At 71.4% G+C, this 26,101-nt stretch carries 27 protein-coding genes and 1 tRNA gene; 8 read left to right on the top strand and 20 right to left on the bottom strand.

Going from position 1 to position 26,101, the window contains the following annotated elements:
- Positions 1-56 precede the first annotated feature (56 nt).
- From ACTZWW_RS03275 to miaA, 10 genes are all read right to left on the bottom strand, one after another.
- Positions 57-953: a sugar kinase gene (locus ACTZWW_RS03275; RefSeq protein WP_444779506.1), complete on the bottom strand. Its 897-nt coding sequence runs from the start codon at positions 951-953 to the stop codon at positions 57-59.
- A 215-nt stretch (positions 954-1,168) separates the two neighbouring features.
- Positions 1,169-1,639 (bottom strand): hypothetical protein, encoded by a 471-nt coding sequence (locus tag ACTZWW_RS03270; RefSeq protein WP_444779505.1) that lies wholly within the window; start codon positions 1,637-1,639, stop codon positions 1,169-1,171.
- Positions 1,640-1,829: 190 nt separating this feature from the next.
- Positions 1,830-2,195, bottom strand: a complete 366-nt coding sequence (locus ACTZWW_RS03265; protein WP_444779504.1) for an AzlD domain-containing protein — start codon at positions 2,193-2,195, stop codon at positions 1,830-1,832.
- Positions 2,192-2,938 carry an AzlC family ABC transporter permease gene (locus ACTZWW_RS03260; protein WP_444779503.1) on the bottom strand — a complete coding sequence of 249 codons (747 nt, stop codon included), beginning with the start codon at positions 2,936-2,938 and terminating at the stop codon, positions 2,192-2,194. The genes ACTZWW_RS03265 and ACTZWW_RS03260 overlap by 4 nt, the downstream gene beginning before the upstream one ends.
- The gene (locus ACTZWW_RS03255; RefSeq protein ID WP_444779502.1) at positions 2,931-3,728 is read right to left on the bottom strand and encodes a glycosyltransferase family 2 protein; all 798 of its coding nucleotides are present in this window, start codon (positions 3,726-3,728) and stop codon (positions 2,931-2,933) included. Before ACTZWW_RS03255 ends, ACTZWW_RS03260 begins: the two co-directional genes overlap by 8 nt.
- Before the next feature lie 127 nt (positions 3,729-3,855).
- Positions 3,856-5,280, bottom strand: a complete 1,425-nt coding sequence (locus tag ACTZWW_RS03250; protein ID WP_444779501.1) for a Do family serine endopeptidase — start codon at positions 5,278-5,280, stop codon at positions 3,856-3,858.
- Positions 5,281-5,348: 68 nt separating this feature from the next.
- Positions 5,349-5,891, bottom strand: a complete 543-nt coding sequence (gene ilvN, locus ACTZWW_RS03245; protein ID WP_444779500.1) for an acetolactate synthase small subunit — start codon at positions 5,889-5,891, stop codon at positions 5,349-5,351.
- 14 nt (positions 5,892-5,905) lie between these two features.
- On the bottom strand, positions 5,906-6,592 hold the full coding sequence (locus tag ACTZWW_RS03240; protein ID WP_444779499.1) for a glutathione S-transferase family protein: 687 nt from the start codon (positions 6,590-6,592) through the stop codon (positions 5,906-5,908).
- Between the two features lie 175 nt (positions 6,593-6,767).
- Positions 6,768-8,546 carry an acetolactate synthase 3 large subunit gene (locus ACTZWW_RS03235; protein ID WP_444779498.1) on the bottom strand — a complete coding sequence of 593 codons (1,779 nt, stop codon included), beginning with the start codon at positions 8,544-8,546 and terminating at the stop codon, positions 6,768-6,770.
- 369 nt (positions 8,547-8,915) lie between these two features.
- Positions 8,916-9,821, bottom strand: coding sequence for a tRNA (adenosine(37)-N6)-dimethylallyltransferase MiaA (gene miaA / locus ACTZWW_RS03230; protein WP_444779497.1), 906 nt, complete (start codon positions 9,819-9,821; stop codon positions 8,916-8,918).
- Between the two features lie 35 nt (positions 9,822-9,856).
- On the opposite strand from miaA, the gene serB reads away from it, so the two are divergent.
- Complete coding sequence (gene serB, locus ACTZWW_RS03225; protein WP_444779496.1) at positions 9,857-10,789, top strand: phosphoserine phosphatase SerB; 933 nt, start codon at positions 9,857-9,859, stop codon at positions 10,787-10,789.
- Positions 10,790-10,933: 144 nt separating this feature from the next.
- Here the strand turns inward: serB and sseA are convergent, their stop codons facing one another.
- Both sseA and ACTZWW_RS03215 read right to left on the bottom strand, forming a co-directional pair.
- Positions 10,934-11,782 (bottom strand): 3-mercaptopyruvate sulfurtransferase, encoded by an 849-nt coding sequence (sseA, locus tag ACTZWW_RS03220; RefSeq protein WP_444779495.1) that lies wholly within the window; start codon positions 11,780-11,782, stop codon positions 10,934-10,936.
- Positions 11,783-11,809: 27 nt separating this feature from the next.
- Positions 11,810-12,538, bottom strand: a complete 729-nt coding sequence (locus ACTZWW_RS03215; RefSeq protein ID WP_444779494.1) for an alanyl-tRNA editing protein — start codon at positions 12,536-12,538, stop codon at positions 11,810-11,812.
- 200 nt (positions 12,539-12,738) lie between these two features.
- Here ACTZWW_RS03215 and ACTZWW_RS03210 point away from each other — a divergent pair, with 200 nt between their 5' ends.
- The 6 genes from ACTZWW_RS03210 (at position 12,739) to ACTZWW_RS03185 (ending at position 20,023) form a co-directional block, all read left to right on the top strand.
- The gene (locus ACTZWW_RS03210) at positions 12,739-14,199 is read left to right on the top strand and encodes an FAD-binding oxidoreductase (protein ID WP_444779493.1); all 1,461 of its coding nucleotides are present in this window, start codon (positions 12,739-12,741) and stop codon (positions 14,197-14,199) included.
- A gap of 16 nt (positions 14,200-14,215) precedes the next feature.
- Entirely contained in the window at positions 14,216-15,160 is a 945-nt protein-coding gene (locus ACTZWW_RS03205; RefSeq protein ID WP_444779492.1) for a sugar kinase, read from the top strand.
- 223 nt (positions 15,161-15,383) lie between these two features.
- Positions 15,384-15,905 carry a PAS domain-containing protein gene (locus tag ACTZWW_RS03200; protein ID WP_444779491.1) on the top strand — a complete coding sequence of 174 codons (522 nt, stop codon included), beginning with the start codon at positions 15,384-15,386 and terminating at the stop codon, positions 15,903-15,905.
- On the top strand, positions 15,880-17,217 hold the full coding sequence (locus ACTZWW_RS03195; protein WP_444779490.1) for a methyl-accepting chemotaxis protein: 1,338 nt from the start codon (positions 15,880-15,882) through the stop codon (positions 17,215-17,217). The genes ACTZWW_RS03200 and ACTZWW_RS03195 overlap by 26 nt, the downstream gene beginning before the upstream one ends.
- 195 nt (positions 17,218-17,412) lie before the next feature.
- Positions 17,413-19,380: a glycoside hydrolase family 15 protein gene (locus ACTZWW_RS03190; protein WP_444779489.1), complete on the top strand. Its 1,968-nt coding sequence runs from the start codon at positions 17,413-17,415 to the stop codon at positions 19,378-19,380.
- Between the two features lie 127 nt (positions 19,381-19,507).
- Entirely contained in the window at positions 19,508-20,023 is a 516-nt protein-coding gene (locus ACTZWW_RS03185) for a flavin reductase family protein (protein WP_444779488.1), read from the top strand.
- 5 nt (positions 20,024-20,028) lie between these two features.
- Here ACTZWW_RS03185 and ACTZWW_RS03180 read toward each other — a convergent pair whose 3' ends face one another.
- Positions 20,029-20,886, bottom strand: a complete 858-nt coding sequence (locus ACTZWW_RS03180) for an ion transporter (RefSeq protein ID WP_444779487.1) — start codon at positions 20,884-20,886, stop codon at positions 20,029-20,031.
- Between the two features lie 147 nt (positions 20,887-21,033).
- Here ACTZWW_RS03180 and ACTZWW_RS03175 point away from each other — a divergent pair.
- A tRNA-Lys gene (locus ACTZWW_RS03175) sits at positions 21,034-21,109 on the top strand.
- 848 nt (positions 21,110-21,957) lie between these two features.
- Here ACTZWW_RS03175 and ACTZWW_RS03170 read toward each other — a convergent pair.
- From ACTZWW_RS03170 to ACTZWW_RS03140, 7 genes are all read right to left on the bottom strand, one after another.
- Positions 21,958-22,215: a hypothetical protein gene (locus tag ACTZWW_RS03170; RefSeq protein WP_444779486.1), complete on the bottom strand. Its 258-nt coding sequence runs from the start codon at positions 22,213-22,215 to the stop codon at positions 21,958-21,960.
- On the bottom strand, positions 22,196-23,185 hold the full coding sequence (locus ACTZWW_RS03165) for a hypothetical protein (protein WP_444779485.1): 990 nt from the start codon (positions 23,183-23,185) through the stop codon (positions 22,196-22,198). The genes ACTZWW_RS03170 and ACTZWW_RS03165 overlap by 20 nt, the downstream gene beginning before the upstream one ends.
- A 563-nt stretch (positions 23,186-23,748) precedes the next feature.
- Positions 23,749-24,027 carry a hypothetical protein gene (locus ACTZWW_RS03160; RefSeq protein WP_444779484.1) on the bottom strand — a complete coding sequence of 93 codons (279 nt, stop codon included), beginning with the start codon at positions 24,025-24,027 and terminating at the stop codon, positions 23,749-23,751.
- Between the two features lie 20 nt (positions 24,028-24,047).
- Positions 24,048-24,290 (bottom strand): hypothetical protein, encoded by a 243-nt coding sequence (locus ACTZWW_RS03155; protein ID WP_444779483.1) that lies wholly within the window; start codon positions 24,288-24,290, stop codon positions 24,048-24,050.
- A gap of 212 nt (positions 24,291-24,502) precedes the next feature.
- Positions 24,503-25,189, bottom strand: a complete 687-nt coding sequence (locus ACTZWW_RS03150; protein WP_444779482.1) for a hypothetical protein — start codon at positions 25,187-25,189, stop codon at positions 24,503-24,505.
- Positions 25,190-25,215: 26 nt separating this feature from the next.
- Positions 25,216-25,770 carry a hypothetical protein gene (locus ACTZWW_RS03145; protein ID WP_444779481.1) on the bottom strand — a complete coding sequence of 185 codons (555 nt, stop codon included), beginning with the start codon at positions 25,768-25,770 and terminating at the stop codon, positions 25,216-25,218.
- A 16-nt stretch (positions 25,771-25,786) separates the two neighbouring features.
- Positions 25,787-26,086, bottom strand: a complete 300-nt coding sequence (locus ACTZWW_RS03140) for a hypothetical protein (RefSeq protein WP_444779480.1) — start codon at positions 26,084-26,086, stop codon at positions 25,787-25,789.
- Between the last annotated feature and the right edge of the window lie 15 nt (positions 26,087-26,101).

The raw sequence follows: 26,101 nt of genomic DNA, 5'->3' as shown, positions 1-26,101 counted from the left end.
CTCCTTCTCCAGACGGGGAGGAGAGCGCCCTCGGCCGTCGTCGCCGCAGGCCCACCTCAGGCGGCGCGCTCCGGGAAGCGCGTCATCGCGGCCTCGACGTCCTCCCGCGTCGGCAGGCTCGCCTCGTTGCCGAGCCGCTGGATGGCGTGGGTGGACGCGCCGCGGGCGAAGGCGAAGTGGTCGGCCCAGGAGCCGCTCGGGTTCGCCAGGTGGGCCCAGACGTAGGCGCCGTGGAAGATGTCGCCGGCGCCGTTGGTGTCGACCACCATCTCGCTCGGGATGGCGAGCGAGGGCATGTGGCGCGCCTCGCCGGTCTCGTCGTACCAGACCATGCCCCGCTCGCCCATGGTGACGCCGCCCACGCGCACCCCGCGGCTCTTGAGATAGTCGAGCATCTCGCCCGGGGAGAGGCTCATCTGCTCGCACAGGCGCTCGGCCACGACAGCGACGTCGATGAAGCCCAGGAGCTCGTGCGTGTTCGTGCGCAGGCCGCCGCCGTCGAGCGAGGTGAGGATGCCCGCCTCACGGCAGGTGCGCGCATAGTGGAGCGCCGCGTCCGGCTGGTGGCCGTCGAGGTGTAGCGCGCGGCAGCCGGACAGGTTCAGCGGCGGGAAGGGGTGCAGGAAGTCGTCGTCGCGGCAGCGCACGATCGCGCGCTTGCCGCCCTTGGGCATGATGAAGGAGAGCGAGCTCTCGCGCACCTTGCGGTGATGGACGCTGATGCCGTAGCGCGCGGCCATGTCGATGAACATCCGCCCCAGCCAATCGTCCGCGACGGTGGCGAGGAGGTCGGGCGCTATTCCGAGCTTGGCGCAGCAGAAGGCGGCGGAGACGGCGTTGCCGCCGAAGGAGATGGCGTAGTCCTGCGCCACCGTCTTCTCGTCGCCCGTCGGCAGGTGGTCCGTGACGAAGGTGACGTCGATGTAGGCCTGCCCGATGAACAAAGCTTCCAACGGCCGCTCTCCTGGGATGGTCTTCCGGGTCGGTGCGAGCGGAAGGGATCACGGCCCGCGCGCGCGCGCAAGAGGGCGCGTGCAGGTTTCAGCCCGGGGCGGCCGGCGAAATTGAAACGCTTCAGGCTCGACCACGCGCGACGAGGCGCGCCCACGGGTACGGGACGCCGGCGCGGGCGCGTCGGCGTCCCGGTGGTCGGGGGCGCATTGCCGCCTCAGCCGACGAGCATCGCCATGGCCGGCACCGCCAGCACGAGGCCGGAGGTGATGCCGAGCGCGAGCAGTCGCTGGCTGCGCTGGTTGACCGAGGCCCGCACGCGTCTGGCCGCGGTGGAGGCCTCCATCGTCCGGCCGTTCAGGCACGAGCACAGGATGCGGTGCGCATCGCCCTCGGACAGGCCGAAGAAGGCGACGCCGTCGCCCAGACGGTCGCTCTCGAGTCCCTGCCCGCGCAGGATCGGGTCGTCGTAGGCGACCGTCAGGGGGGAGTCGTCGGCGCGCATCAGGTGGCGCGTGTCGCGGGGCTGGAACTCGATATCGCCCAGCGAGTAGAGCCGGCGGCGGGGGTCCGCCTCCAGCAGCTCGACCCAGCGCTCCAGACGCTCGCGGCGGGTCAGGACCTCCTTGGGAGGCTGGTACGCAACATCGGCAACGCTACGGAGCTGTTCAACACGCTTGTGTTCCATCGAACTCTCCTCTGGCGACGGTTCGGTCCTCTCTGGACGCCGACCTCCGATGATGGGGCGCTCATTCCACCTTTGCCGTTTGGCGAAAGTTCGGCGCTCTTGCTCAACGGTGCACATCCGCGAAAGATCCGGATGCCTCGAACCGTTCCGTCGGCAATTTCGTGGCGTGAAACCGGACCCGCTCGACGCCTCAGGACCAGTCGAGCGCGATCGTCGCGGCCGTGACGAGGAATGCCTCGCCGGCGAGGACTCCGACCAGGAGGGAGCGGCGCGCGAGATAGAAGGCGACGAGCCCGAAGGCGACCGCGCCGAGGCGGGCGCCGATCGGCACGAGCGCGAGCGCACCGCTCGGGAAGACGAGGAGCTTCGCCACCACGGCGGCCAGCAGAGTCGTCGCCACCGCCCGCACGAAGACGAGGACCTCCGAGTTCTCGTCGAGCCCCCGCGAGAGCACGACGCCGAGCACGCGCCAGACCTCGCTCGGGAGGAAGCCGAAGAGGATCAGCGCGAGGTACGGGGCGAGCCCGGCGCCGACGATGGCCTCGAGCCCGCTCATGCGCCACGCCTCCGACGCGCGCGCCCGACGAGGTAGGCGATCGTGCCGCCGACGAGCCCGGTCAGCAGCAGATCGAAGTCGCGGCCGACGAGGTAGCCGAAGGCCGGCGCGAGCAGGAAGCCGAGCACGATCGCGGTGACGTCGACCGCCGTGCGCGCGCCGGCGGCCAGCGCGAGGGTGAAGTAGATCGGCGTGATGAACAGAAGGCCCGAGGCGAGCGGCGCGGGGAGCGTTCCCGACAGGAACCAGCCGACCCCGGTGAGCGCCGTCGTCGTGAGGACGCAGGCGTTGGCGAAGCCGAGATAGTAGGGCAGGCGTTCCTCGGCCGGCATGCGCGGCAGCCGCCGCAGGCTCTCGACCCAGACCGTGACCGCGATGTAGTGGGCGATGGCGATCTGAGCCAGGAGGCCCTGGCCCGGCCGTCGCAGGAGCGGCATCAGCGCGATCGTCATCGGCAGGAAGCGGATCGAGGACAGGCAGATCGCCGCGGCGATGAGCGGCAGCGCGACTCCCGCGGCGAGCGAGCCGTAGAACACGACCTGGGCCGGACCCGCCCAGATCAGCAGCGTCGAGAGCATCGCGGCTCCCAGCGGATGGCCCACGTCCTGCGCGAGGCTGCCCACGCCGACGAGCGCGAAGCCGACGACCCAGGCGGGGAGAACGAGCGCGTCGCGCACGCCGCGCAGCACGAGGCGGTGCGTGGGGACGGCCGACGCGGGCGCCGGCGCCTCGGCATCAGCCATGGTCGCGCGCCTTCTCCCGGCGCTCGCCGAGCCGGCGGCGCTCGATGTGCTTGGCGATGCGCAGATGGCGCGCGATGGCGTAGTTCATCGCCGTGAGGAAGCCGTAGATCCCGCGTACCGCGTGGCGCCGACCGACATAGGCCTTGAGGAAGGCGGCCGGGAACTCGACGAGGACGCGCCAGGTCGGGATCGTCGCGCCGCGCGCCTCGAGATCGTCCGCCTGGCGGTCGGAATAGGCGTTGAGCTTGGCGATCTGGTCGCCCAGCGAGCGCACCGAGCGATGCCGGATCGTGCCCTTCAGCGCGCCGATCCGCGCGCCGGGCGCGAGGTCGACCCGGTCGTGCACGATGGAGGCCGAGTAGCGGCCCTTGTCGCGCCGGTAGAGCCGCACCGGTGCGAGCGCGTAGGCGAGGGGGTGCACGTCCTCCTCGCCGGGGAAGACCTCGGCGATGCGCGTCGTGTAGGCGTCCTTCTCCGGCGCGCCGTTGTCGAACAGCGCGCGGATGTGCGCGACCATTTCCGCCGGCACGACCTCGTCCGCGTCGAGGTTGAGGAGCCAGGGGTGGCGGCACTGGTCCTCGGCGAAGCGCTTCTGCGGCCCGTATCCGTCGAAATCGTGGTGGATCACCCGCCCGCCTCTGGCCTCGGCGATCGCCTGCGTGCCGTCCGTCGAGCCCGAATCGACGACGACCACGTCGTCCGAGAGGCCCGCGACGGCGTCGAGCGTGGCGCCGATCCGGTCGGCCTCGTCCTTGACGATGAGGAAGATCGAGAGGGGGAGGGGAGGCACCGGGACCGTCCACGGGATGGAGCGCCGCGATCGGGAGCGGCGCTCCTAGCTAGACGCTGCGGCGGGTGGGCTCAAGCGTGTCGAGCGCGGACTGCGGCGCCGCCGCGCGCAGCCGGTCCGGCGCATCTCACCCCCGCAGCACGGTCGTGATCGTGCGCCCGTCTCGGTGGATCGTCAGCTCCCAGGCGCCGCGCCCGCGGGCCAGCGCGCGCTCGACGTCGCGGCTCGTCTCGATGCGCATGCGATTGATCTCTAGGAGCGCGTCGCCGGGGCGCAAGCCGTAGCGGGCGGCGAGCGACCGGGGCGGGACCTCCTCGACGACGACGTTCCCTACCACCTGCAGGATGCGCATCGCGTCGGCGACGGCGGGCGAGAGGTTGACGACCAAGGCGCCGTCGAGGGGCGAGCGCGCCTCGATGCGCACGGGATCGCGCGGCGGATCCTCCGGCGGCGGGATCAGGCGCACGCGCAGCTCCGTCTCGCCGCCGCGGCGCAGGACGCGCAGCACGCTCTCGCCGCCGACGCCCGCGAGCGCGAAGCGGTAGCCGAACGCCTCCGTGTCGGCGATGTCCCGGCCGTCGATGCCGAGGATCACGTCGCCGCGGGAGAGCCCCGCCTCGGCGGCGGGCCCGCGGGGGTGGACATCGGTCACGAGCGCGCCGACGGGGCGCAGCAGGCCCACGCCCTCGGCGAGATCGGGCGTGAGCGCCTGGAGGCTCGCGCCGAGCCAGGGCCGCTGGACGCGGTCCGCCCCGTCCTCCGCGCTCGCCACGACCGCGCGCACCATGCTCGCGGGGATCGCGAAGCCGATGCCGTGCGAGCCGCCGGAGCGCGAGAAGATCGCGGTGTTGATGCCCACCAGCCGGCCCGACATGTCGAGCAGAGCGCCCCCTGAATTGCCGGGGTTGATCGCCGCGTCCGTCTGGATGAAGAATTGGTAGTCGGTGATGCCCACCTGCGTGCGCGCCAGCGCCGAGACGATGCCCTGCGTCACCGTCTGCCCGACGCCGAACGGGTTGCCGATGGCGAGCACGAGGTCGCCGACCTCGAGCGTCGCGTCGTCCCCGAGCGGGATCGCGGGGAAGCGCTCGTCGCTGTCGATGCGCAGCACCGCGAGGTCGGTGCGCGGGTCGCGCAGCACGATCTCGGCGTCGAGCTCGCGCCGGTCGACGAGGGCGACACGCACCGCGTCCATGCCCTCGATCACGTGGTTGTTGGTGACGACGAGGCCGTCGGCGCTGACGATCACGCCCGAGCCGAGCGAGCGCTGCACGCGCTCCTGCGGCATGCCGCCGAAGGGATTGCCGCCGAACGCCTCGTCCCCGAAGAAGCGCCGGAAGAACTCCTCGCGCGGATCCGACGGCGCCCGCTCGCGGCTCTCGCCGTAGACGTTGACGACGGCGGGCGCGGCGTCGCGGACGAGGGGGGCGAAGGAGAGCTGGATCTGTGCGGGGCCGTCGGGGACGGCGCGGTCCTGCGCGACCGCGCCCGAGAGCGGCGGGAGGAGCAGGAGCGCAGCGGAGAAGACGGCGCGGAGCAGCAGGCGCGGCACGGCTCGACCCTTCTGATTCGGACGGGGGGTGACCGCGGGCAGCCTAGCCCATCGCGATCCGGGTCGCCTCACCCCTCCATCGCCTCCGCCCCGCGGCTCATCGCGGCGACGCCCGTGCGGGCGACCTCGACGAGGCCCACGCCGGCCATCAGCTTGACGAAGCGCTCGATGTCCTCGGAGGCGCCGGTGAGCTCGAACACGAAGGAGGTGAGCGTCGCGTCGAGGGTGCGGGCGCCGAAGGCGGAGGCGAGGCGCAGGGCCTCGACCCGATGGTCACCCTCGCCGGCGACCTTGACGAGGCACAGCTCGCGCTCGAGCGCCTCGCCGCGCACGGTGAGGTCGTCGACGCGGTGGACGGGGACGAGCCGCTCCAGATGCGCCTTGATCTGCTCGATCACCCCCGCCGTCCCGGCGGTGACGATGGTGATGCGCGAGACGTGCGTCTCGTGGTGCGTCTCCGATACGGTGAGGCTCTCGATGTTGTAGCCGCGCCCGGAGAACAGGCCCGCGATGCGCGCGAGCACGCCCGGCTCGTTGTCGACGATGACGGCGAGCGTGTGCCGGTTGACGGCCTCGACGACGGGGGCGGCGGGGTAGTGGGTCTGGTTCATGTCGTGCGTTCCTGTCAGGCGCCGTTCCTGCGATAGACCGCGATGGCGGGCTCGTCCACCTCGTCGTGGGCGAGCACCCACTCCTCGTCGAGGGCCGCCTCGCGCCACTCCACGAAGGCGGGCAGCGTGAGCACCGCCTCCATGTATTCGCGCGCGTCGGCGTCGACAGGCCAGGAATAGCCGTCGAGCCGGGTCACCACGGGGGCGTACATCGCGTCCGCGGCGCCGAAGCGCTTGCCGAACAGGAACGGCCCGCCGGCGCCGAAGCGGGTTCGGGCCTCGCGCCAGATCGCGACGACCCGCGCCACGTCGGCGGCGACCTCGGGGCCGCGGTCCTTGTGCGCGTAACGCCGGCCGAGGTTCATCGGCAGCGCGGCGCGCAGCTTCTGGAAGCCGGCGTGCATCTCCGCCGCGATCGAGCGGGCGTAGGCCCGCGCCACGTCCTCCCGCGGCCAGATCTCGCTCTCGGGATAGAGGTCCGCCAGGTAATCGAGGATCGCGAGCGATTCCCACACCGTGGCCTGGCCGTCGACGAGGACGGGCACCTTGCCGGCGGGCGAGTGCGCCAGGATGCGCGCCTTGGTGTTCGGCCGATCGAGGGGGACGAGCGCCTCCTCGAAGTCGAGCCCGAGATTGCGCATCAGGATCCACGGCCGGAGCGACCAGGAGGAGTAGAGCTTGTTGCCGATGACGAGCTTCATGGATCTCTCGACGTGGCTCCCCTCTCCCGGATGGGAGAGGGGCCGGGGGTGAGGGGATACGGCGTGGGGAAATGGAGAAGCGGGATGAAGGCCGTCGTTCGCGTCCTGTAGCCCGCCCGCCGGTCACCCTCACTCCTACCCCTCTCCCATCCGGGAGAGGGGAGGAGCCACTGCGTCACACCAGCATCTTGCCCTTCTCGTCGATCACCGAGCCGATGTCGGCGCCGGTCTCGCCGAGGTAGTCGTTGAGCAGCATCTCGTTGTGGGCCTTGCCCGAGGGGATCATCGGGAAGCAGTTCTCGGCCTTGTCGACGAGGCAGTCGAAGATCACCGGGCGGTCGATGGCGAGCATCTCGGCGATGGCTCCGTCCAGCTTGCCGGGATCGTCGCAGCGCATGCCCACCGCGCCGTAGGCTTCGGCGAGCTTGACGAAATCGGGCAGGGACTCCGAGTAGGACTGCGAGTAGCGCCCGCCGTGCAGCAGCTCCTGCCACTGGCGCACCATGCCCATGTACTCGTTGTTGAGGATGAAGATCTTCACCGGCAGCCGGTACTGGACGGCGGTGGACATCTCCTGGATGTTCATCAGGATCGACGCCTCGCCGGCGATGTCGACCACGAGCGCGTCGCGGTGCGCGAGCTGCGTGCCGATCGCCGCGGGCAGGCCGTAGCCCATGGTGCCGAGCCCGCCGGACGTCATCCAGCGGTTGGGCGCGTCGAAGCCGAAATACTGCGCGGCCCACATCTGGTGCTGGCCGACCTCGGTCGTCACGAACGTGTCGCGGCCCGACACCTTCGTCGCCTCGTAGAGGCGCTGGATGGCGTATTGCGGCTTGATCACGCTGTCGGAGTTGCGGAAGGCGAGGCACTTGCGCGCGCGCCACTCCCCGATCTGGCCCCACCAGGACTTCAGCGCGCCCTTGTCGACCGTCGGCGACATCGAGCGCCACAGGCGCACCATGTCCTCGAGCACGTGGCCGCAATCGCCGATGATGCCGAGGTCGACCTTGACGTTCTTGTTGATCGAGGACGGGTCGATGTCGACGTGGATCTTGCGCGAGTGCGGCGAGAACGCGTCGAGGCGCCCGGTGATGCGGTCGTCGAAGCGCGCCCCGATGTTGATCATCAGGTCGCACCCGTGCATGGCGAGGTTCGCCTCGTAGGTGCCGTGCATGCCGAGCATGCCGAGGAACTGGTCGTCCGAGGCGGGGTAGGCGCCGAGCCCCATCAGGGTCGAGGTGACCGGGAAGCCCGTGAGCCGCACCAGCTCGCGCAGCAGCTCGGAGGCGTGCGGGCCGGCGTTGATGACGCCGCCGCCGGTGTAGAACACCGGCTTCTTCGCCGCCGCCATCAGCTCGATCGCGCGGCGGATCTGGTCGAGGTCGCCCTTCACCTTCGGCCGGTAGGTCTTGTGCTGGTTGTCGCGCGGGCGGGCGTAGAGCCCGGTCTTGAACTGGATGTCCTTGGGGAGGTCGATCACGACCGGGCCGGGGCGGCCGTTCGCCGCGACGTAGAAGGCCTCGTGCAGGATGCGCGGCAGGTCGGCGATGTCCTTCACGAGGTAGTTGTGCTTCGTGCAATGCCGGGTGATGCCGACCGTGTCGCATTCCTGGAACGCGTCCGAGCCGATGAGGTGCGTCGGCACCTGGCCGGTGATGCACACGAGCGGGACCGAGTCCATCAGCGCGTCGGTCAGCCCCGTGACGGCGTTCGTCGCGCCCGGGCCGGAGGTGACGAGCACGACGCCGACCTTGCCCGACGAGCGGGCGTAGCCCTCTGCCGCGTGCACGGCGCCCTGCTCGTGGCGCACGAGCACGTGCTGGATCGTGTCCTGATGGAAGAGCGCATCGTAGATCGGCAGCACCGCGCCGCCGGGATATCCGAAGATATGCTCGACACCCTGGTCCTGCAGGGCGCGGACGACCATCTCGGCTCCGGTCATCATCTCGCTCATCGCGCTCGTCCTTCGTGTCGTCGTCCGTGGTCGTGTGACGGTTCGGTTGGGGGGCTGGCGGTGTGTCGGGTCGATCTCGTGGAGACAATAAAAAAGGGCCCGTCGGGGGGCCCTCGTGCGCCATCGCCGGATCGTGCGGGGGTCAGCCCCGCTCCGTCGATGGCGCTCCGATTACGAGAATGATGTTGCGCATGGGATGCGGATCTCGGCTCGAATTGTGCGTGGGACATTAGGGGAAGGCGGCGGCGGGGTCAACCGGCAAAACTGCCGTATTGCGAGGGGCCAAAGTTGGGCCCCGCGCAGGTGGGCCTCCGACCAGGGCGCGTCTCGGTCCATTCTCCTGCGACCGAGCCTGGTCATAAGGAGAAATCAAAGGGAGAAAAAGCCCTGACCCGCACCCCGTGCCTCGACCCACCGCCACCCGTCCATCGAGTTCCGAAACCACGTCACCTGCCGCTTCGCGTAGGCGCGCGTGTCGGCCTGCCCCTTGGCGATCGCGTCCGCGAGCGACATTCGCCCCTCGAGCGCTTCGATCAGCCCCGGCACGCCGTGGGCGCGCATCACCGGGAGCATCGGGTCGAGAGCCCGCGCCGCCAGCGCGGCGACCTCTTCGAGGGCGCCGGCCTCCATCATCGCCAGGAAGCGCGCGTCGATCCGGGCGCGGATCTCGGCCCGGTCGGGTGCGAGGAAGACCTTCTCGACCCCCTCTCCGGAGAGCGGACCGGGCGCCCGTGCGTCCCAGAAGTCCGAGATGGAGCGCCCCGTCGCCGCGTGCACCTCGAGCGCGCGCATCACCCGCAGGCGATCGGACGGGCGCAGCCGCGCGGCGCTCGCGGGGTCGCGCGCGGCGAGGCGCGCGTGCAGCTCCGGCGTCTCGCGCCCCTCGCACGCGGCGCGCACGGCCGCGCGCACGTCGTCCGGGACGGAGGGGATGTCGGAAAGACCTTCCGTCAGCGCCTTGAAATACAGCCCCGTTCCTCCGCAGAAGATCGGCAGGCGCCCCTCGGCCTCGACCTCGGCCAGCACCGCGGTCGCCTCGGTGAGCCAGCGGGCCACCGAGTGGTTCGTCGCGCCGTCCACGTGCCCGTAGAGCCGGTGCGGGGCTGCGGCCTCCTCCTCCTTGGCCGGGCGCGCGGTGAGCACCCGCAGGTCGCGATAGACCTGCATGGAATCGGCGTTGATCACCACGCCGTCGCGGCGCCGGGCGACGTCGAGCGCCAGCGCCGACTTGCCGGACGCGGTCGGGCCTGCGATGAGAAGGGCCCTCACGGCCATCAGCCTCCTTCGACGAACCTCGCGGATCGCACGCCATGACGCATGTCGCAACCCTCGTCGCCGGCCCCGGCGTTCGTCTCGAAACGCCGCATGTGGACCGCGCCATGGCGATGCTGCCGGGGGGGGAGGCGCGCACGCTCTCCGACGGGCGCGCGGCGGACCTCCTCTTCTCGCCGGGCCCGCTCGAGGATCCCAACGTCGCGCCCCTCGGGGAGGCCGTGCTCCTCTCGGACTACCGCAACGCCATCGCGGAGGCCATCGACGCCGCAGCCGCGCGGATCGACGTCGTGGTCCAGCCGGTCCGCCATCGTCGCAAGCGGCTGTTCCTGGCGGACATGGATTCGACCATGATCGGCCAGGAATGCATCGACGAGCTGGCGGACTACGTCGGGCTCAAGCCCCAGGTCGCCGCGATCACCGAGCGCGCCATGCGCGGCGAGCTGCCCTTCGAGCCGGCGCTGCGCGAGCGCGTCGCGCTGCTCGCCGGCCTGTCAGAGACGATCGTGCCGGAGATCCTCGCCGAGCGCATCCGGCTCACGCCGGGCGGGCGGGCGCTGGTGCGCACCATGCGGGCGCACGGCGCCTACACCTGCCTCGTCTCCGGCGGCTTCACGCTCTTCACCGGGCCGATCTCGCAGGCGATCGGCTTCCACGAGCACCGCGCCAACGTGCTCGTCGTCGAGGACGGCCGGCTCGCGGGGCGGGTCGAGGAGCCGATCCTCGGGCGCGCGGCCAAGTACGCGACCCTCGTCGAGCTGCGCGAGCGCCGGGGCCTCGGCGAGGCCGACACGCTGGCGGTCGGCGACGGCGCGAACGACCTCGCCATGCTCGGCGAGGCGGGGCTCGGCGTCGCCTACCACGCCAAGCCCGCGGTGGCGGAAGCCGCCGCCGCGCGGATCGACCACGCGGACCTGCGGGCGCTGCTGTACGTGCAGGGGTATGCGGACGGGGAGATCGTGGGGGAGTGATCGCGGCGGCGGCGCACGACGTTTCCACCGGCGTGCGTGGACGCGCGCGCTCCGCGCACGCTGAGCACACCCCCGAGGTTCTAGGCCCTGGGCCCGCTTCGCGACCCGGGGTGGCAGGGGCGAGCGGCGTGGGTACGCCCCGCGCTACCCCTCGTCCGTCTCCACCGGGCAATCGTCCCGGCTGCCCCATTCCGCCCACGAGCCGTCGTAGAGGGCGCGGGCGGGGCGGCCGATCTCGGCGAGCGCCAGCGAGAGGATCGCGGCGGAGACGCCCGAGCCGCAACTCGTGATCACGGGCTTGGCCGGATCGACGCCCGCCCGCGCCAGCGCCGCGCGGATCGTCTCGGCGTCGGCGAGGCGGCCGTCGCGCAGGATCTCGGAGAAGGGGACGTTGAGCGCGCCGGGCATCCGCCCCGCGCGCACGCCTGGGCGCGGCTCCGGCGTGCGGCCGGCGAAGCGGTCGGCGGGGCGGGCGTCGACCACCTGGGCGGAGCCGGTCTCGAGCGCGCGGCGCACGTCGGCGAGGTCCGCCACGGCGGAATGGTCGAGCCGGGGCGTGAAGGTCGCCTTCGCCCGGGGGCGAGCCGGCCCCTCCTCGACGGGGAGCCCCGCGGCCGTCCAGGCGGGGAAGCCGCCCTCCAGGATCGAGACGTCGGGGGCGCCGAAGGTGCGGAAGGTCCACCAGACGCGCGGCGCGGCGAACAGGCCCGCACCGTCGTAGACGACGATGTGCATGCCGTCGCCGATGCCCATCGCGCCCACGGCCGCGGCGAAGGCCTGCGGCGAGGGGAGCATGTGGGGGAGGTCCACGCTCTCGTCGCGCACCGCGTCGATGTCGAAGCGCACGGCGCCGGGGACGTGTGCCGCGAGGAACTCGGCCTGCGGGTCTCGGCTCATCGTCGGCAGGTACCAGGAGGCGTCGACGACGACGAGGCCGGGGGCGCCGAGGCGCTCGGCGAGCCAGGCGGGCGTGACGAAGGGCGTGTCTGTCATCGGGCGCTCCTGTGAAACGCGCCGACTTTAGCCGGCATCGTCGGCGAGGGCGATACGGACGCGACGGTTCTGCTTGCCCTTCTTCTGGACGTCGGTGACGAGCACGCGCCCGATCTCGCTCGTGCGCTTCACGTGCGTGCCGCCGCAGGGCTGGAGGTCGATGTCGCCGATGGCGACGAGGCGCACGCGGCCCGCGCCGCGCGGCGGCTTCACCGACATCGTCTTGACGAGGCTCGGGTTGGCGTCGAGCTCGGCGTCGGAGATCCAGCGCTCGGAGACCGGCGCGTCGCGCGCGATCAGCCCGTTGAGCGTGTCCGCGATCTCGTCCTTGTCGAGCCCGGCCTCCGGCAGGTCGAAGTCGAGCCGCCCGTCGCCGTCGCCGATGGCGCCGCCGGTGACGGGGTAGGGCAGGACGACGGAGAGGAGGTGGAGCGCCGTGTGCACGCGCATGCGCTTGTGGCGGACGTCCCAGTCGATCTCGGCGACGACGTCCTCCCCCACCAGGTCGTCGCCGACGCCGGGCGCGTCGGGCGCCGGGACGTGGGCGATGGCGCTGCGGTCCTCGCCGTAGACGGCGTTGGCGACGGGAATCGCCGTGCCGTCCTGCCGGAGAAGCCGGCCGACGTCGCCGGGCTGGCCGCCGCCCTGGGCGTAGAAGATGGTGCGATCGAGCACGATGCCCATCTCCGTCACCGCCACGACGCGGGCGGTGGTGCGGGTGAGATAGGCGTCGTCGCGGAACATCGGCTCGGTCACGGTCTCGTCTCCTCGTGATTGGAGCGCCGCACGCTAGAAGCGCCGCGAGAGGCTGGCAAGCATCGGGCGGCGTGAATGCAACGCTCTTCGTCGATGTGCGCGCATCCGCGCCGCCCGCGAGGGGTGACGCCGTCGCCCTCGGTCGTGCTAAAGGAGACGCGTCGCCGGAATACTCGCGTCACGAAGCCCGCGGAACACGCATGAACGACGCCGCCCCCAACGCCGAAGCCGCCCTCGTCGCCCGTCTGGTCGAGCGGCTCGGCGAGGCCAGCGTGGTCTCGACGCTCGCCGACATCGAGCCGCACCTCGTCGAGAGCCGCGGGCTCTATCGCGGCCACGCGCTCGCGGTCGTGCGCCCCAAGGACGTCCACGAGGTCTCCTTCGTGCTGGCGCAATGCGCGGCGGCGGGCGTTCCGGTCGTGCCGCAGGGCGGCAATACCGGGCTCGTCGGCGGCGGCGTGCCGCATGGCGGGGTCGTGCTGTCGCTCGCGCGGCTCAACGCCATCCGCGCCCTGGATCCGCTCAACGCCACGATCACCGTGGAGGCGGGCGTGACGCTGAGGTCCATCCAGGACGCGGCGGACGCGGCGGACCGGCTGTTCCCCCTCTCGCTCGCCTCAGAGGGCACCTGCCAGATCGGCGGCAACCTCGCGACCAACGCCGGCGGCACGGGCGTGCTGCGCTACGGGAACGCCCGCGACCTCGTGCTCGGCCTCGAGGTCGTGCTCGCCGACGGGCGGATCTGGAACGGCATGAAGGGCCTGCGCAAGGACAACACGGGCTACGATCTCAAGCACCTGTTCATCGGCTCGGAGGGCACGCTCGGCGTGATCACGGCGGCGGTGCTCAAGCTCTACCCCAAGCCCAAGGCCAAGGTGACGGCCTTCCTCGGCTGCGAGGGGCCGCACGCGGCGCTGAAGGTGTTCGAGCGCCTGCGCGAGGAGGCGGGGGACCAGCTCACCGCCTTCGAGTACATTCCCCGTTTCGGCCTCGAGCTCGTCCTGAAGCACGCCGACGGGGTCACCCGGCCGCTCCAGGGCGACCACGCGGCCTACGCCCTCGTCGAGCTGTCCTCGCCGCGGGCGGACGCGCAGCTCGAGGGCCTGATCGAGACCGTGCTCGGCGGCGCCATCGAGGACGGGCTCGTGGAGGATGCGACGATCGGCGCGAGCGAGGCGCAGAACGCGGCCTTGTGGAAGCTGCGCGAGATGCTCTCCGAGGTGCAGGGCCGCGAGGGCGGCTCGATCAAGCACGACGTCTCGGTGCCGGTCTCGCGGGTCGCGGACTTCATCGTCGAGGCGTCGGAGGCCTGCGAGGCGGCGATGGAGGGCATCCGCGTCTGCGCCTTCGGCCATTTCGGCGACGGCAACATCCACTTCAACCTCTCCCAGCCCGTGGGCATGGAGAAGGCGGCGTATCTCGGCGAGTGGGAGCGCTTCAACCGCATCGTCCACGACATCGTCCACGCCTACGACGGCTCCATCGCCGCCGAGCACGGCGTGGGGCTCATCAAGCGCGACGAGCTCGTGCTCTACAAGGACGCGGTGGCGCTCGAGACGATGCTGGCGATCAAGGCCGCGCTCGACCCGCGCGACATCCTCAACCCCGGCAAGGTCGTGGCGCTCTCGCCCGAGGCGCCGGCCGCATTGCCTGGTCGCTGACCCGGAAACCGCTCCCATGACCGCCCCCATGCCAGAGAAGACCATCGACATCCTCTCCATCGGCGAGCCGCTGATGGAGCTCGCCGAGACCGAGCGCGGGGGCGAGCGGCTCTACGCGCCGGGGTTCGGCGGGGACTGCTCCAACGTCGCCGTCGCCGCCGCGCGGCTCGGCGCCCGCTCCGCCATGGCGACCGCCGTGGGGGAGGACACGTTCGGGCAGGCCTTCCTCGACCTTTGGGCGCGCGAGGGCGTCGACGCGTCCGCGGTGATCCGCCGGCCGGGGCAGCGCACCGGCGTCTACTTCATCAGCTACGGGCCCGACGGGCACGACTTCAGCTACTACCGCCAGGGCTCGGCGGCGAGCCTCATGACTCCCGCCGAGCTGCCCGCGGACGCGATCGCGCGGGCGCGGATCGTCCACGCGTCGGGGATCAGCCAGGCGATCTCGCCGTCCTGCACCGACATGGTGTTCGCGGCGATGAGCGCGGCGAAGACCGCGGGCGCGCTCGTCTCCTACGACACGAACCTGCGCCTGCGGCTGTGGCCCCTCGACCGCGCCCGCGCCATCGTCCAGGCGGCGGCGGCCATGGCCGACATCGTGCTGCCGGGCCACGACGACGCGCGCCTGCTCACCGGGCTCGACCGGCCCGAGGACATCTGCGACGCCTACCTGCGGCTCGGCGCCGGCGTCGTCGCGCTCACGCTCGGCAAGGACGGCGCGATGATCGCGACCGGCGACGGGAAGACGGTGATCCCTGCTCGCCCCGTGACGGCGGTGGACGCCACCGGGGCCGGCGACGCATTCGACGGCGCCTTCCTCGCGGACTACGTGCTGCACAAAGACCCCGTCCGCGCCGGCGCCTTCGCGAACGCCGCGGCGGCGCTCTCGGTGCGCGGCTACGGGGCGGTCGGGCCGCTGCCGACGCGGGTGGAGGTGGAGGCGTTCGTCGCGCAGGGGTGAGGCACTCGTGCATAGACGAGCTCTCCAGCGCGGCACCGTTCCTCCCGAGTATCGGCCGCGTTCCGCACAACCCCACGAACGTCGGTCGTAGATGCGGCAGCCCAAGAGCAACTATAAACCGCATATGTAGAAATTCCGACCATGACCACATTTAACGAAGTTTATAGGCGGAACCGCCAAAAAGGACCCGAAGCCGGCAATTCGGTGGACCGTCGAGGCGGACATGGCGACCCAGATCAAGCCCACCCAACGTGAAATCCTGTTCGACGCCGCGGATCTCATCGTCTCCAAGACGGATCTGAAAGGGCGCATCACATATGCGAACCGGACTTTCTGCGACATCTCCGGTTACAGCGAGGCCGAGGTGATCGGCCAGCCGCACGCGATGATCCGGCATCCGGACATGCCGCGGGTGGTGTTCAAGATCCTCTGGGACGCGATCCTCGCCGGCCGCGAGGTGTTCGCCTACGTGAAGAACATGACCAAGGCCGGGGACCATTATTGGGTCTTCGCCCACGTGACGCCGTCCTTCGATGGCGCGCGCCGGGTCACCGGCTTCCATTCGAACCGCCGCCTGCCCAGCCGGGCCGCGCTCGCGAAGATCGAGCCGCTCTACCGCGAGCTCGTGGGCCTCGAGGCGTCGCACCGGAACGGCAAGGAGGCGGTGGCCGCCTCCAGCGCCCACCTCAACGCACTCGTCGCCGGCAAGGGGCAGGACTATGACCGCTTCGTCTTCTCTCTCTAAGGCCGCGATCGGGCTCGCGCTGGCGGGCGTCGGCGGTGCGGGTCTCGCCTTCACCGGGCCGGTGCTCGGCTCGACGACGGCGCTCGGCTTCGGCGTCCTGACGCTCGCCGGGCTCGGGCTCTCCGGCTGGATGCTGAGCCGGGTCCACGCCGCGCTCTCGCGCACGACGGACGTCGTGCGCAGGGTCGGGCGGGGCGACTTCGAGGCGCGCCTCGTCGGCATCCGCGAGGGCGGTGGGCTCGGCGCGCTGATGCACCAGGTCAACGACAGCACCGACCGCATCGACGCCTTCGTGCGCGAGGCGGCCGCATCGATGTCCGCGGTGAGGGACAACAAGTACTTCCGACGGATTCTTCCCGATGGCCTCGAAGGAGCGCTCGGTGGTGCCGCGACGACGATCAACGAGGCGACCGCGGTGATCGAGGATCGCGTCGCGGCCTTCAACGCCTCGACCGCCTCCTTCGAGGAAGCGATCGAGGCGATCGTGCGCACGCTGGGCGACGCCTCGCGCACGATGGGCGAGATGGCGGCCGGCATGGAAACCGGCGCGGCGACGACGAACGAGCGCGCGAGCGCGGTCGCGGCGGCGTCCGAGGAGATGTCCATCTCGGTCGAGACGGTGGCCTCTGCGGCGACCGAGCTCTCGGCCTCCGCGCAGGAGGTCGTCGACGAGGCGCAGCGCTCGGCCGACCGCGCGCGCCAGGCGGTCGCCCGCGCGAGCGAGACCCAGGCGATCGTCGTCGGCCTCTCGGGCGCGGCGGAGCGGATCGGCAAGGTGGTCGAGCTGATCAACGCCATCGCCGACCAGACGAACCTGCTCGCGCTGAACGCGACGATCGAGGCAGCCCGCGCCGGCGAGGCCGGCCGCGGCTTCGCGGTCGTGGCGGCGGAGGTGAAGACGCTGGCCGGCCAGACCGCGAAAGCGACCGAGGAGATCGCCTCCCAGGTGGGCGAGCTTCAGTCCGCGACGTCCGGCGCCGTCGACGCCATCACGGAGATCGGCCGTCTCATCGGGGAGATCGACACGGCCTCCTCCCAGATCGCCAACGCCATCGCCTCGCAGACGGCGGCGACGGCGGAGATCGCGCGCAACACCGAGCAGGCCTCCGAAGGGACGCGGAACGTCACCGAGAACATCCACGGCGTGTCGGAGAACGTGCAGGGGTCGCGCAAGACCGCGAGCGCCGTCCTCGCCGCCGCCGGCGAGGTGGAGGCGCAGGGGCGCCGCCTCGGGGAGGAGGTCCGCGCCTTCCTCGTCTCGCTCCGACGCGGACCCATGGAGCGGCGAGAGGACGAGCGCGACGCGGCGTGAGGGCGTGGCGCCGCCTCTCGGGTGGTCGACGGCTCGCGGAGCCGGCGGGCGGGAGCATCTCGAGGGCGGCGGCCGCGGCCGCGTCGGTTCGCTGCGCGGCGAGGCCGCATGGTTCCGGCTCGGCAGCGCGCACCGTGGGCGAACGGCCACGCTCTGCGTGCGTTGTCGCGCTGTCCCCGCGACCGAGGAGAGCGCATGGCCGCCGAGCTGCCGCAGACCGATGACCGTCCCCCCTACGTCCAGCCGCCGATCGAGGATTACGCGATCATCGGCGATTGCCACGGCGCCGCGCTGGTCTCCCGCGCGGGCGCGATCGACTGGCTCGCGCTCCTGCGCCTCGACGACGACCCGACCTTCTTCCGCCTGCTCGACGGCGGCGAGAGGGGCGACCACGGCGGCGGAGCCTGGGAGATCCTGCCCGACGGCGTGCGCGAGGTCCGCCGCGCTTATGTCGATCGCACCAACGTGCTGCGCACGACCTTCGTCTGCGAGACGGGCGTGCTCGAGGTCACGGACTTCATGCCCGTGGGCCGGACCCGCGCGGCCAAGGCTCACGACTACGTCGACCTCAACGCGCCGGGCTGGCTCGTGCGCCGTCTCGCCTGCGTCGAGGGGCGTGTCGGCGTCACCAGCCGGTTCTCGCCGCGCGGGCCGGGCTTCTCCAAGGCGCCGCTCGATCTCGTGGTGGAGGAGGGGCGCATCGCCGCGCGCGGCGGGCTGATGCTCTGGTGCGGCGGCGAGATCGCGCTCGACGAGGGCGGCGCGGCGATCCGCCACGAGATCGCCGAAGGCGAGTCGATCGCCACCGTCCTCACCCATGTCATGCCGCTCTCAGACCCGCGCGAGCGGGTCGATCACCTCTTCGAGGTGACCTGCGCCTTCTGGCGCGAATGGGCCGCCTACGTGCGCTACCGCGGGCCCTACGCCGAGCAGGTCACGCGCTCGGCGCTGGCGCTCAAGTGCCTGACCTACGCGCCGACCGGCGCCCTCGTCGCTGCGGCGACGACCTCGCTGCCGGAGCAGCTCGGCGGCGCACGCAACTGGGATTACCGCTTCTCCTGGCTGCGGGACAGCTGCTTCGCGCTGTTCTCGCTCTCGACGCTCGGCTTCAGCGGCGAGGCGGCGCGGTTCTCCGACTTCCTCACCCGGCGCTGCCTGCGCGAGGGCTCGACGATGCGCATCGTCTACGGCATCGAGGGCCAGCCTTTCCTGCCCGAGCGCGACCGCGACGACCTCGCCGGCTATCGCGGCGCGCGGCCGGTGCGCACCGGCAACGAGGCGGCCGAGCAGCGCCAGCTCGACGTCTTCGGCGAGGTGCTCGACTGGGCCGACCTGCGGCTCGCGCTCGGAGCCGATCTCGGCGCGGACGAGCGCGCGCTGATGGGCTCCATCGCCGACCACGTCTGCCGGACCTGGCACCAGCCCGACCAGGGTCTGTGGGAGATGCGCTCCGGGCCGCAGGACTTCGTGCAGGGCAAGGCCATGGCCTGGGTGACCCTCGACCGCGCCGCGAAGATCCTCGGCGACCGCCCGCTCTGGCGCGAGAACCGTGAGGCGATCCTCGCTGCCATCCTGGAGAAGGGCACGGCGGGTGATCCGCCCCACCTCACGCAGGCCTTCGGCACGCAGGCGGTGGACGCCGCGCTCCTGCAGGTGCCCCTGCTCGGCCTGCCGATCGACACGCGGATCCTCGGCGAGACCGTCCGCCGGGTGGAGGCCGAGCTGAAGGTCGACGACCTCGTCTACCGCTACCGCGGCGAGGACGGGCTCGAGGGCGCCGAGGGCGCCTTCATGATCACGAGCTTCTGGCTGGTGGAGGCCTACCTCACGGTGGGGCGCGGGGAGGAGGCGCGGGCGCTGTTCGAGCGGCTGCTCGCGCGCGCCAACGACGTCGGGCTCTACGCCGAGGAGGTCGACCCGAAGACCGGCGGCTTCCTCGGCAACTTCCCGCAGGCCTTCACGCACCTCTCGCTGATCTCGAGCGCCGCGCTCCTGCACCTCTACGAGATCGGCGGGGCGGAGGCGATCCGCGGCACCAACGCCGACCGGGCCCGCGCGCTGGTGGGGGCGACCGAAGGCGTGAAGGCACTGCTCTACGCGCTCGTGCGCAACCGTTCCGTGAAGCTCTTCTCCTCGCGCAAGAGCGTGCTCGCGCTCGACTGATCCCGTCCGCGAGCCCGCACCTGCGTCCGCGAGGCTTCCCTTCGCGGCCGGAAAAGCCATATGGAAAGACGAAGGAGAGCCGAGGCTCGTGCCCGTGCGGGCCCGGGCGCTGCGAGAAGGATCACCCTTGAGCTCACGTCTCGAAGCCGCCGCCGGCGCCGACGCCCTCGACGCCGGCACGTTCCGCGACGCGATGAGCCGCGTGCCGGGCGCCGTGCACGTGGTGACGACGCGCGGGCCGAGCGGGCGCGCCGGCTTCACCGCGACCGCCGTCACCGCCGTCTCGGACCATCCGCCGACGCTGCTGGTGTGCGCCAACGCGGGCAGCGAGAGCACGCAGGCGTTGGTGGCGAACGGGGTGTTCTGCGTCGGCACGCTCGCCTGGGACGACGAGCCGCTGGCCAACGTCTTCGCCGGGCGCGCGGAGCTGCGCGGCGAGGCGCGCTTCGGCCAGGGGGTCTGGACGACGCTCGCGACCGGCGCGCCCGTGCTCGAGAGCGCGCTCGTCGCCTTCGATTGCCGGCTCGTCTCCGCGGAGATCGTCGGCACGCACCATGTCGTGATCGGCGAGGTGGTGGACCTGCGGGTCGGCCGGCACGCGCGCGCACTCGTCTATCGCGAACGCGCCTTCCACGGGCTCTGACCCGCCTATTCCGCCGCGTCGCTGCGCCCGCGGAGCTCGCGCAGGGCTTCCATCTCGCGCCGCAGCGCGCGGATCTCGTCGAGGAGGGTCGCGTTGACGTCCTGCATGGCGCTGGCCGCCGCGGCGACCTCGACGCTCGCCGCCTGGTCCGCCGCCCGCTCGGCCTCGCGCTGCGTCTTCGTCTCCTCCTCGTGGACGGCCTGCATGGCCGAGACCACGATGCCGATGAAGAGGTTGAGCACGGTGAACGTGGTCACCACGATGAAGGGCACGAAGAACGCCCAGGCGTAGGGGTAGACCTCCATCACCGGTCGCACGATGCCCATCGACCAGCTCTCCAGCGTCATCACCTGGAAGAGCGTGTAGGCGGAGGCCGCGATCGAGCCGAACCAGTCCGGGAAGGAGGCGCCGAACAGCTTCGTCGACATCACGGCGAAGACGTAGAACACGAGCGTGAGCAGCACGATCACCGACCCCATCCCCGGCAGCGCCCCGACCATCGCGCCCACGACCCGGCGCAGCGAGGGCACCATGCTGACGAGGCGAAGCAGGCGCAGCACGCGCAGCGCGCGCAGAACGGAGAACGCGCCGGTCGCCGGCACCAGCGCGATGGCCACGACGGTGAAGTCGAACACGTTCCAGGCGTTGCCGAAGAAGCGCAGCCGGTGCACCGCGAGCCGCGCCGCGATCTCGACGACGAACACCGCGAGGATCGCCTTGTCGAGCAGGAGCAGCGCCGGCCCGATCCGCTCCATCACCGCGGGCACGGTCTCGAGGCCCAGCGTGACGGCGTTGACGAGGATGAGGACCATGATCACCCGCTCGGTGTGGCGGGATTCGACGAGGGATTTCAGGCGGTCCACGGGGGCGGGTCTCCGATGCGCCGGGGAGCGGGCGCGGCATCGGGGGAAGTGCGCATACGGCGGCGGTTCGTCAAGCGGGGAGGGGCTCGCCGATGCCGTGGCTTCGTGTTGACCCCCGCCGGCGATGCGCTTAATCAGGTGCCGCGGGAGCGCGTAGCTCAGCTGGTAGAGCAACGGACTTTTAATCTGTAGGTCCTGGGTTCGAGCCCCAGCGCGCTCACCACAAACCCTTACAGAATATTGGATTTCAGGTCGCCGACAGATTGTGTGCTACCTGAGAGATCCTTGCGGAAGCACCGCGGAAGCACCGGAGCGAATTGTGCTTCCTGGCGTGCTCGTGTGACGAATCCTCCCCTCCAGGTCCCGCCCATGCCCGATGCAAGCCCCACGCCGCCTTGCACCGTCCGCGCGCTCGAGGAGGCGTTCGTCGTGGTCGACGCCGCAGGCCGCTCGGTGGCGTACGTCTACTGGGCAGACGGCGCCCGGCGATCAGCGACGGGCCGATGGTCCGAAGGGGAGGCCCGGGTGATAGCCGAGCGGATCGCACGCGGGTTCACGCTCGCGGGGGAGAAGCGGACGGGGTGAGGGCGCCTGCATCGCATTCGCGAATGCCCGCGGGAAGGGCATTTGCTCCCCGATTCGGGGAGCGGAATCTGGGAAATTCCCAGGATAACCGCCCGGACCTGCATTGCTGTAACGACAACGGAGATCGGGTTTTCGCCCGATCCGGCGAGAACCTGCGCGGTCGTTTCGACCGTGGAGACCTGCCCCCAGATTTGGGGAGAGCCCCGTAACGGAGACACGGGACCTGCATCCCCGTAACGGAGACGCCTCCATGACGGAGGTGCAGGTCTCGCATGAAGGAGGCGCAAGGTACCTGTATCATGCAGATACCTTTCGGCCGGTGGGACATCCCCGCAATTCTGCGGGGATGCGACGTGCGCGCAATTTTGCGCAGACGTTCGGGGAGCCCTCAGATCTGAGGAATGGGGGTGTCCTCAGAACTGAGGAGACACCCGCAACGAAGAACCCCGCCGCGGCGAGCCGGGCGGGGCGGGTGACAGGTCTGCGTCAGAGGTAGCCCTCAGGCTCGCGGTCGCAGTCCGGCTCGAAGTCGTCCTCGTGCTCGCGATCGTCGCCGGGCGTGTGGCAGCCGTAGCAGTCCTCACACACCGTCGCCGCGAGATAGGGCTCGGTGTCCGGGTCCCCGTCCAGGTCGTCGAGAACCGCCATCATGCGCTCGATGTGCGCCTCGATGCGGGCGCGCACCTCCGGACCGATCGGACGCGCGAGGGCGTCGAGGTCGAGATCAGCGGGCCACGGGCGCATGGCCGGCCTCCATCTCGGCGATGAGACGGCGCGCCTCGGCCCAGCTCTCCCGGCGCACCGCACGCGAGATCAGCGCCTCGCTGGCGAGCGTTTCCTCATGCAAGGCATGCAGGCGCTCCTCAGCGGTGTAGCAGATGTGGTCGAGGAACTCCTGCAGGTCGGAGAGCATCGTCGCCGCGACGTGGTGGGTGCCGATGACCTTGGCCTCGCCGACGCACATGCCGATGGGCGTGTGGAGCGTCTCGGCCGCGAGGTTCATGCCTTCGATCACGGCGAGAAGATGCTTCGGATCGGAGATCACCTCGACGCGGCGCGGGAGATCGCCGAGGCGTGCTTGCACCACGCGAAGGGCTTCGTACTCCGTGGGGTAGCGGCTGTCCTCGCGGTTGCGCACGCGCTCCAGGCGGGCGTCTTCCTCGGCGGCGGTGTTGCGCGCGAGCTCGTCGAGCACCTGCGCCAGCGGCTTGCGGCCGGCCTTCTTGACGCGCTCGGCGAGCACGTCGCGATAGGACGGCTCGCCGGCTGGCGGGAGGAACCTGTCGAGATTGTGTGCACCGCGGCGGGCGGCGACGATGAGCGGCCGGAGACGGTCGTCGGTCACGTCACTGTCGCGCAGGCACCCGCGCATGCTGTCGACGAGCGCGATGGCGGTGTCGAGGAGCGCCGCCACGTCCGCCCCGTCGCAAGGCTCGACGCTCGCCATCGCCTGTTCGATCGCCTTCAGGCGGGCATCGATGGCGTCGACGAGATCGTCGGTGTCGTCGCCGGCCTCGGCGATCGCCAGGCGCCCGCGGGCGTGCTCGACCTTCCATGCCTTCGCGAGGGCGATGATCGGGCTCTCGTCGGGCTTGCGGGCCACGCCGCCGAGCGTGAACGGCGGGAGCGTCCCCACCGCGGGAAGGACCTGGAAGGCGAGTTGCGGATCGATGCCGCGCGGGGCGGCGGGTGTGGTATCGGTCGAGGTAGCCATGCGTGATCTCCTACGGATCGTGTGTGGTCAGGGCTGGCGGGGTGTTGCGAGCACCTTGTCAGCCCGCGTCGTTTCTGACATCGTAAACCTAGCCACGAGAAAGCAGGTTGTCAATGTCGGAAACACCGAAGAGCCGAGGCGGTCGCCCGCGGGTGGATGCAACGCCGATCACGGTGCGCGTCCCGCCGGACATGCTCGCGCCCCTCGACGTCGCCCTGTCTTCGCAGCCGGACCCGAAGCCGTCGCGCCCGGAGATGATCCGCCGCGCCCTTGGGGAGTGGCTGCGCGAGCGCGGGTTCGCCGATCAAGGGTCGAAGCGCTGATGCCCACACGTGACGAATGCAAGCAAGCGATCATGTCACTCGTAAGCGTCTGGGCGAGCGAGCGGAGGCTCGTGCCGGAAGAGCATCCGAGTTTCACTTCGTTTTACGAGTGGATAACGGACAGGCACCCTGAATACTTGCGGTTCCGAAGTCGCGCAGGCGTGAGATACGACGTCGAGCATTGGTTCGATGACGCACTTGGACAGTCGTGGCGAAATTGACTGCAGGCCCGTCGCGGGGCTATCCGCGAGCGACGGTGCGAACGCCAGGGCCGAACCGCCCGGCCGCGGGGATGAACTCGACGTGGACGCCGCGAAGCGATCGGGCGATGACGCGGCGATCCCCCACGCTCTTCCCGCTCTCATCGCCGGCGAGGGCTCGGCGCGCGCGGGCAACGGGGATGCCGGCTTCCGCGGCGACGCGCTTCACGTCCCAGCCGAGCAGCACGAGAGCGGCGGCGAACTGCTCCAGCGCGGGGGGCACATAGTCGTCTTCGGGGATGGCGGCGGCGCGGGGCATGGCGGGGTTCCTCATGATCATCATGGTGACGGGGAAGGCGCGCCCGGCGCGGCCTCTGCATGAGGCGTCGGGCCGGACGCGCGGGCATCGGCACGGGGCCGATCTTCGGAGAGCACGAGCGCGAGGGTGGCGGCTTCACCCGCTCGCCGGGCGGCGTAGGCGAGAAGCGCCGCGGTCTCGACGTCCCGCGCCTGGGATCGCAGCCGGTCCGCCTCGCGCTCGACCGCGGCGGCAACGATCCGGCGGGCCTCGGCTGGCGTCATCGTGCTCTCGTGGAAGGGGAGGCCGTCCCGACGCACCCTCACACCGGGACGGCCCTTGCCGGGGCGCCATGACACGCCCGGCGCGCGCGGGCGGAGACCCCTGGACCCGGGACCCGCGCGACCTGTGGAGGCGCCCCCGGCGAGCGCATCTGAAACCCGACCGGGGACGCCACGGCGCACGAACCGATTCGATCCGCACGCCGATCTCGTGATCAGGCGGCGACGGCCGAGGCGGCGCTCGTGCCCTTCGAGCCCTTGCGCCAGAAGAACGCGGCCGGGCTCCCGACCTTCACCACGTCGGCGGCGTCGAGCGCCGGGAGGTTCACGGCGTCGACGAGCGTGGATGCGCGGTTGACGCTCGGCGTCCCGTCCGCGTTGAGCACCGCGCCGTTCTCGGTCACGCCGCGCACGACGGTCTCGACGGGGGCGATCCACGGCTTGCCGTCCGGCCGGGCCTCGCGATTGATGCGGGACACCTCGGCGTCGCTCGCCGCGACCCGCGCGAGGGCCTTGGCGATGCGCTGCGCGGCCTCCGGGTAGACCTTGCGCAGCTCTTCCGCCGCGGCGTCCCGCTCGGCGAGCGCGGCCTCGTAGGCGGCGAGACGTGCGGCCTCGGCCTCGCGCGCCTCGGCGCGGGCGAGCGCGGACTCGAGCGCCTGGACGGCGACCACGAGACGCTCGGCGTCGAAGTCGGCATCGGCGATCTTCGCGCGCGCCGCCTTCACCTCGGCGGCGGGCGTCGTCGGGTGCATCGCCATCGCCCGGAGCTTGTCCTTGAGGCCGGCGAGCCGGGCGGCTTCGCCGCGGGCGGCCTGCAGGACGTCGCGCACGTCTTCGGCGGTGGGCGAGCTCGCCGTGAGGATGGCGGCGATGCGGTCGGAAATCGGGGTCGTGGTCATGGTGGGGTCTCCTGTGGTTCGGGTGATCAGCGGCGCCAGGCGTTCGACAGGTCGTCGCGGCCGGCGTCGTAGGCGGCATCCGCGCGGGCCTGCGCGATCGTCGTGGCGTCCGCGTGCCGTGCGTCCCGGAGACCCTGCGTCGCGCCCTTGAGCACGCTGTGGACCGTCTCCAGCCACGCGAGCGCGGCTTCCTTCCCGCGGAACTCGGCTTCCAGCTCCGCGGGCGTCCCGGCGATCTGACCGCGGGCGGCGAATTGCCGATCCCGCTCGAGGCCCACGCGGATCGTGGCATGCGCGATCTCGACCGCGTGCATGATCGATTCGGCCTCGGCGCGGTTCGGAACGGCGGCAAGCCGGCGGGCGATATCCTGAAGCTCTTCGGTCACGACGCCCGGCGGCACCGTCGCCGGCAGGCTCCCGACCTTCGCGAGGTCGGCGACGGTGAGCCGGTCGCCGGCGAAGCTCGGCGCGGCGTCGGCCATCATCATGCGGCGGCCGATCGTGAAGCCGTCGCGCAGCGCGCCGCGCCCGTCGAGAGCTTCGGTCGCGTCGCATTCGGTTCCGTTGGGGCGGCGGTACATCGGAGCGTCTCCGTTCTCAGGCGGCGAGCGCCGCGGGCGTGGTGGCGTCGCGCGCGGCGTCGTAGGCGACGCGCAGCGTGGGGATGGCGTCGGTGAGCATCCGCGCGCGCCACGCCAGGATGTCGGCGCGCTCGCGTGCGCGCGCCCGGAACGCGTGTTCCTCGCGTTCGTCGGCGGCGAGACGCCGATCCTGTGCGGCTTGCTTCGCAAGATCCTCGGCCTCGACGCGGATGCTCTCGGCGAGCGCGGCGATCTCGACGGCGGCGAGCGCGACGGCGGTGGCCTGTGCGATCCGTTCTGCGAGGTCCTTCGTCACGGCATTGCTCCCGAT

This window comes from Salinarimonas sp. NSM, assembly GCF_052380005.1.
Classification (GTDB): Bacteria; Pseudomonadota; Alphaproteobacteria; order Rhizobiales; family Beijerinckiaceae; genus Salinarimonas.
This window is presented reverse-complemented; position numbering and strand designations above follow the sequence as displayed.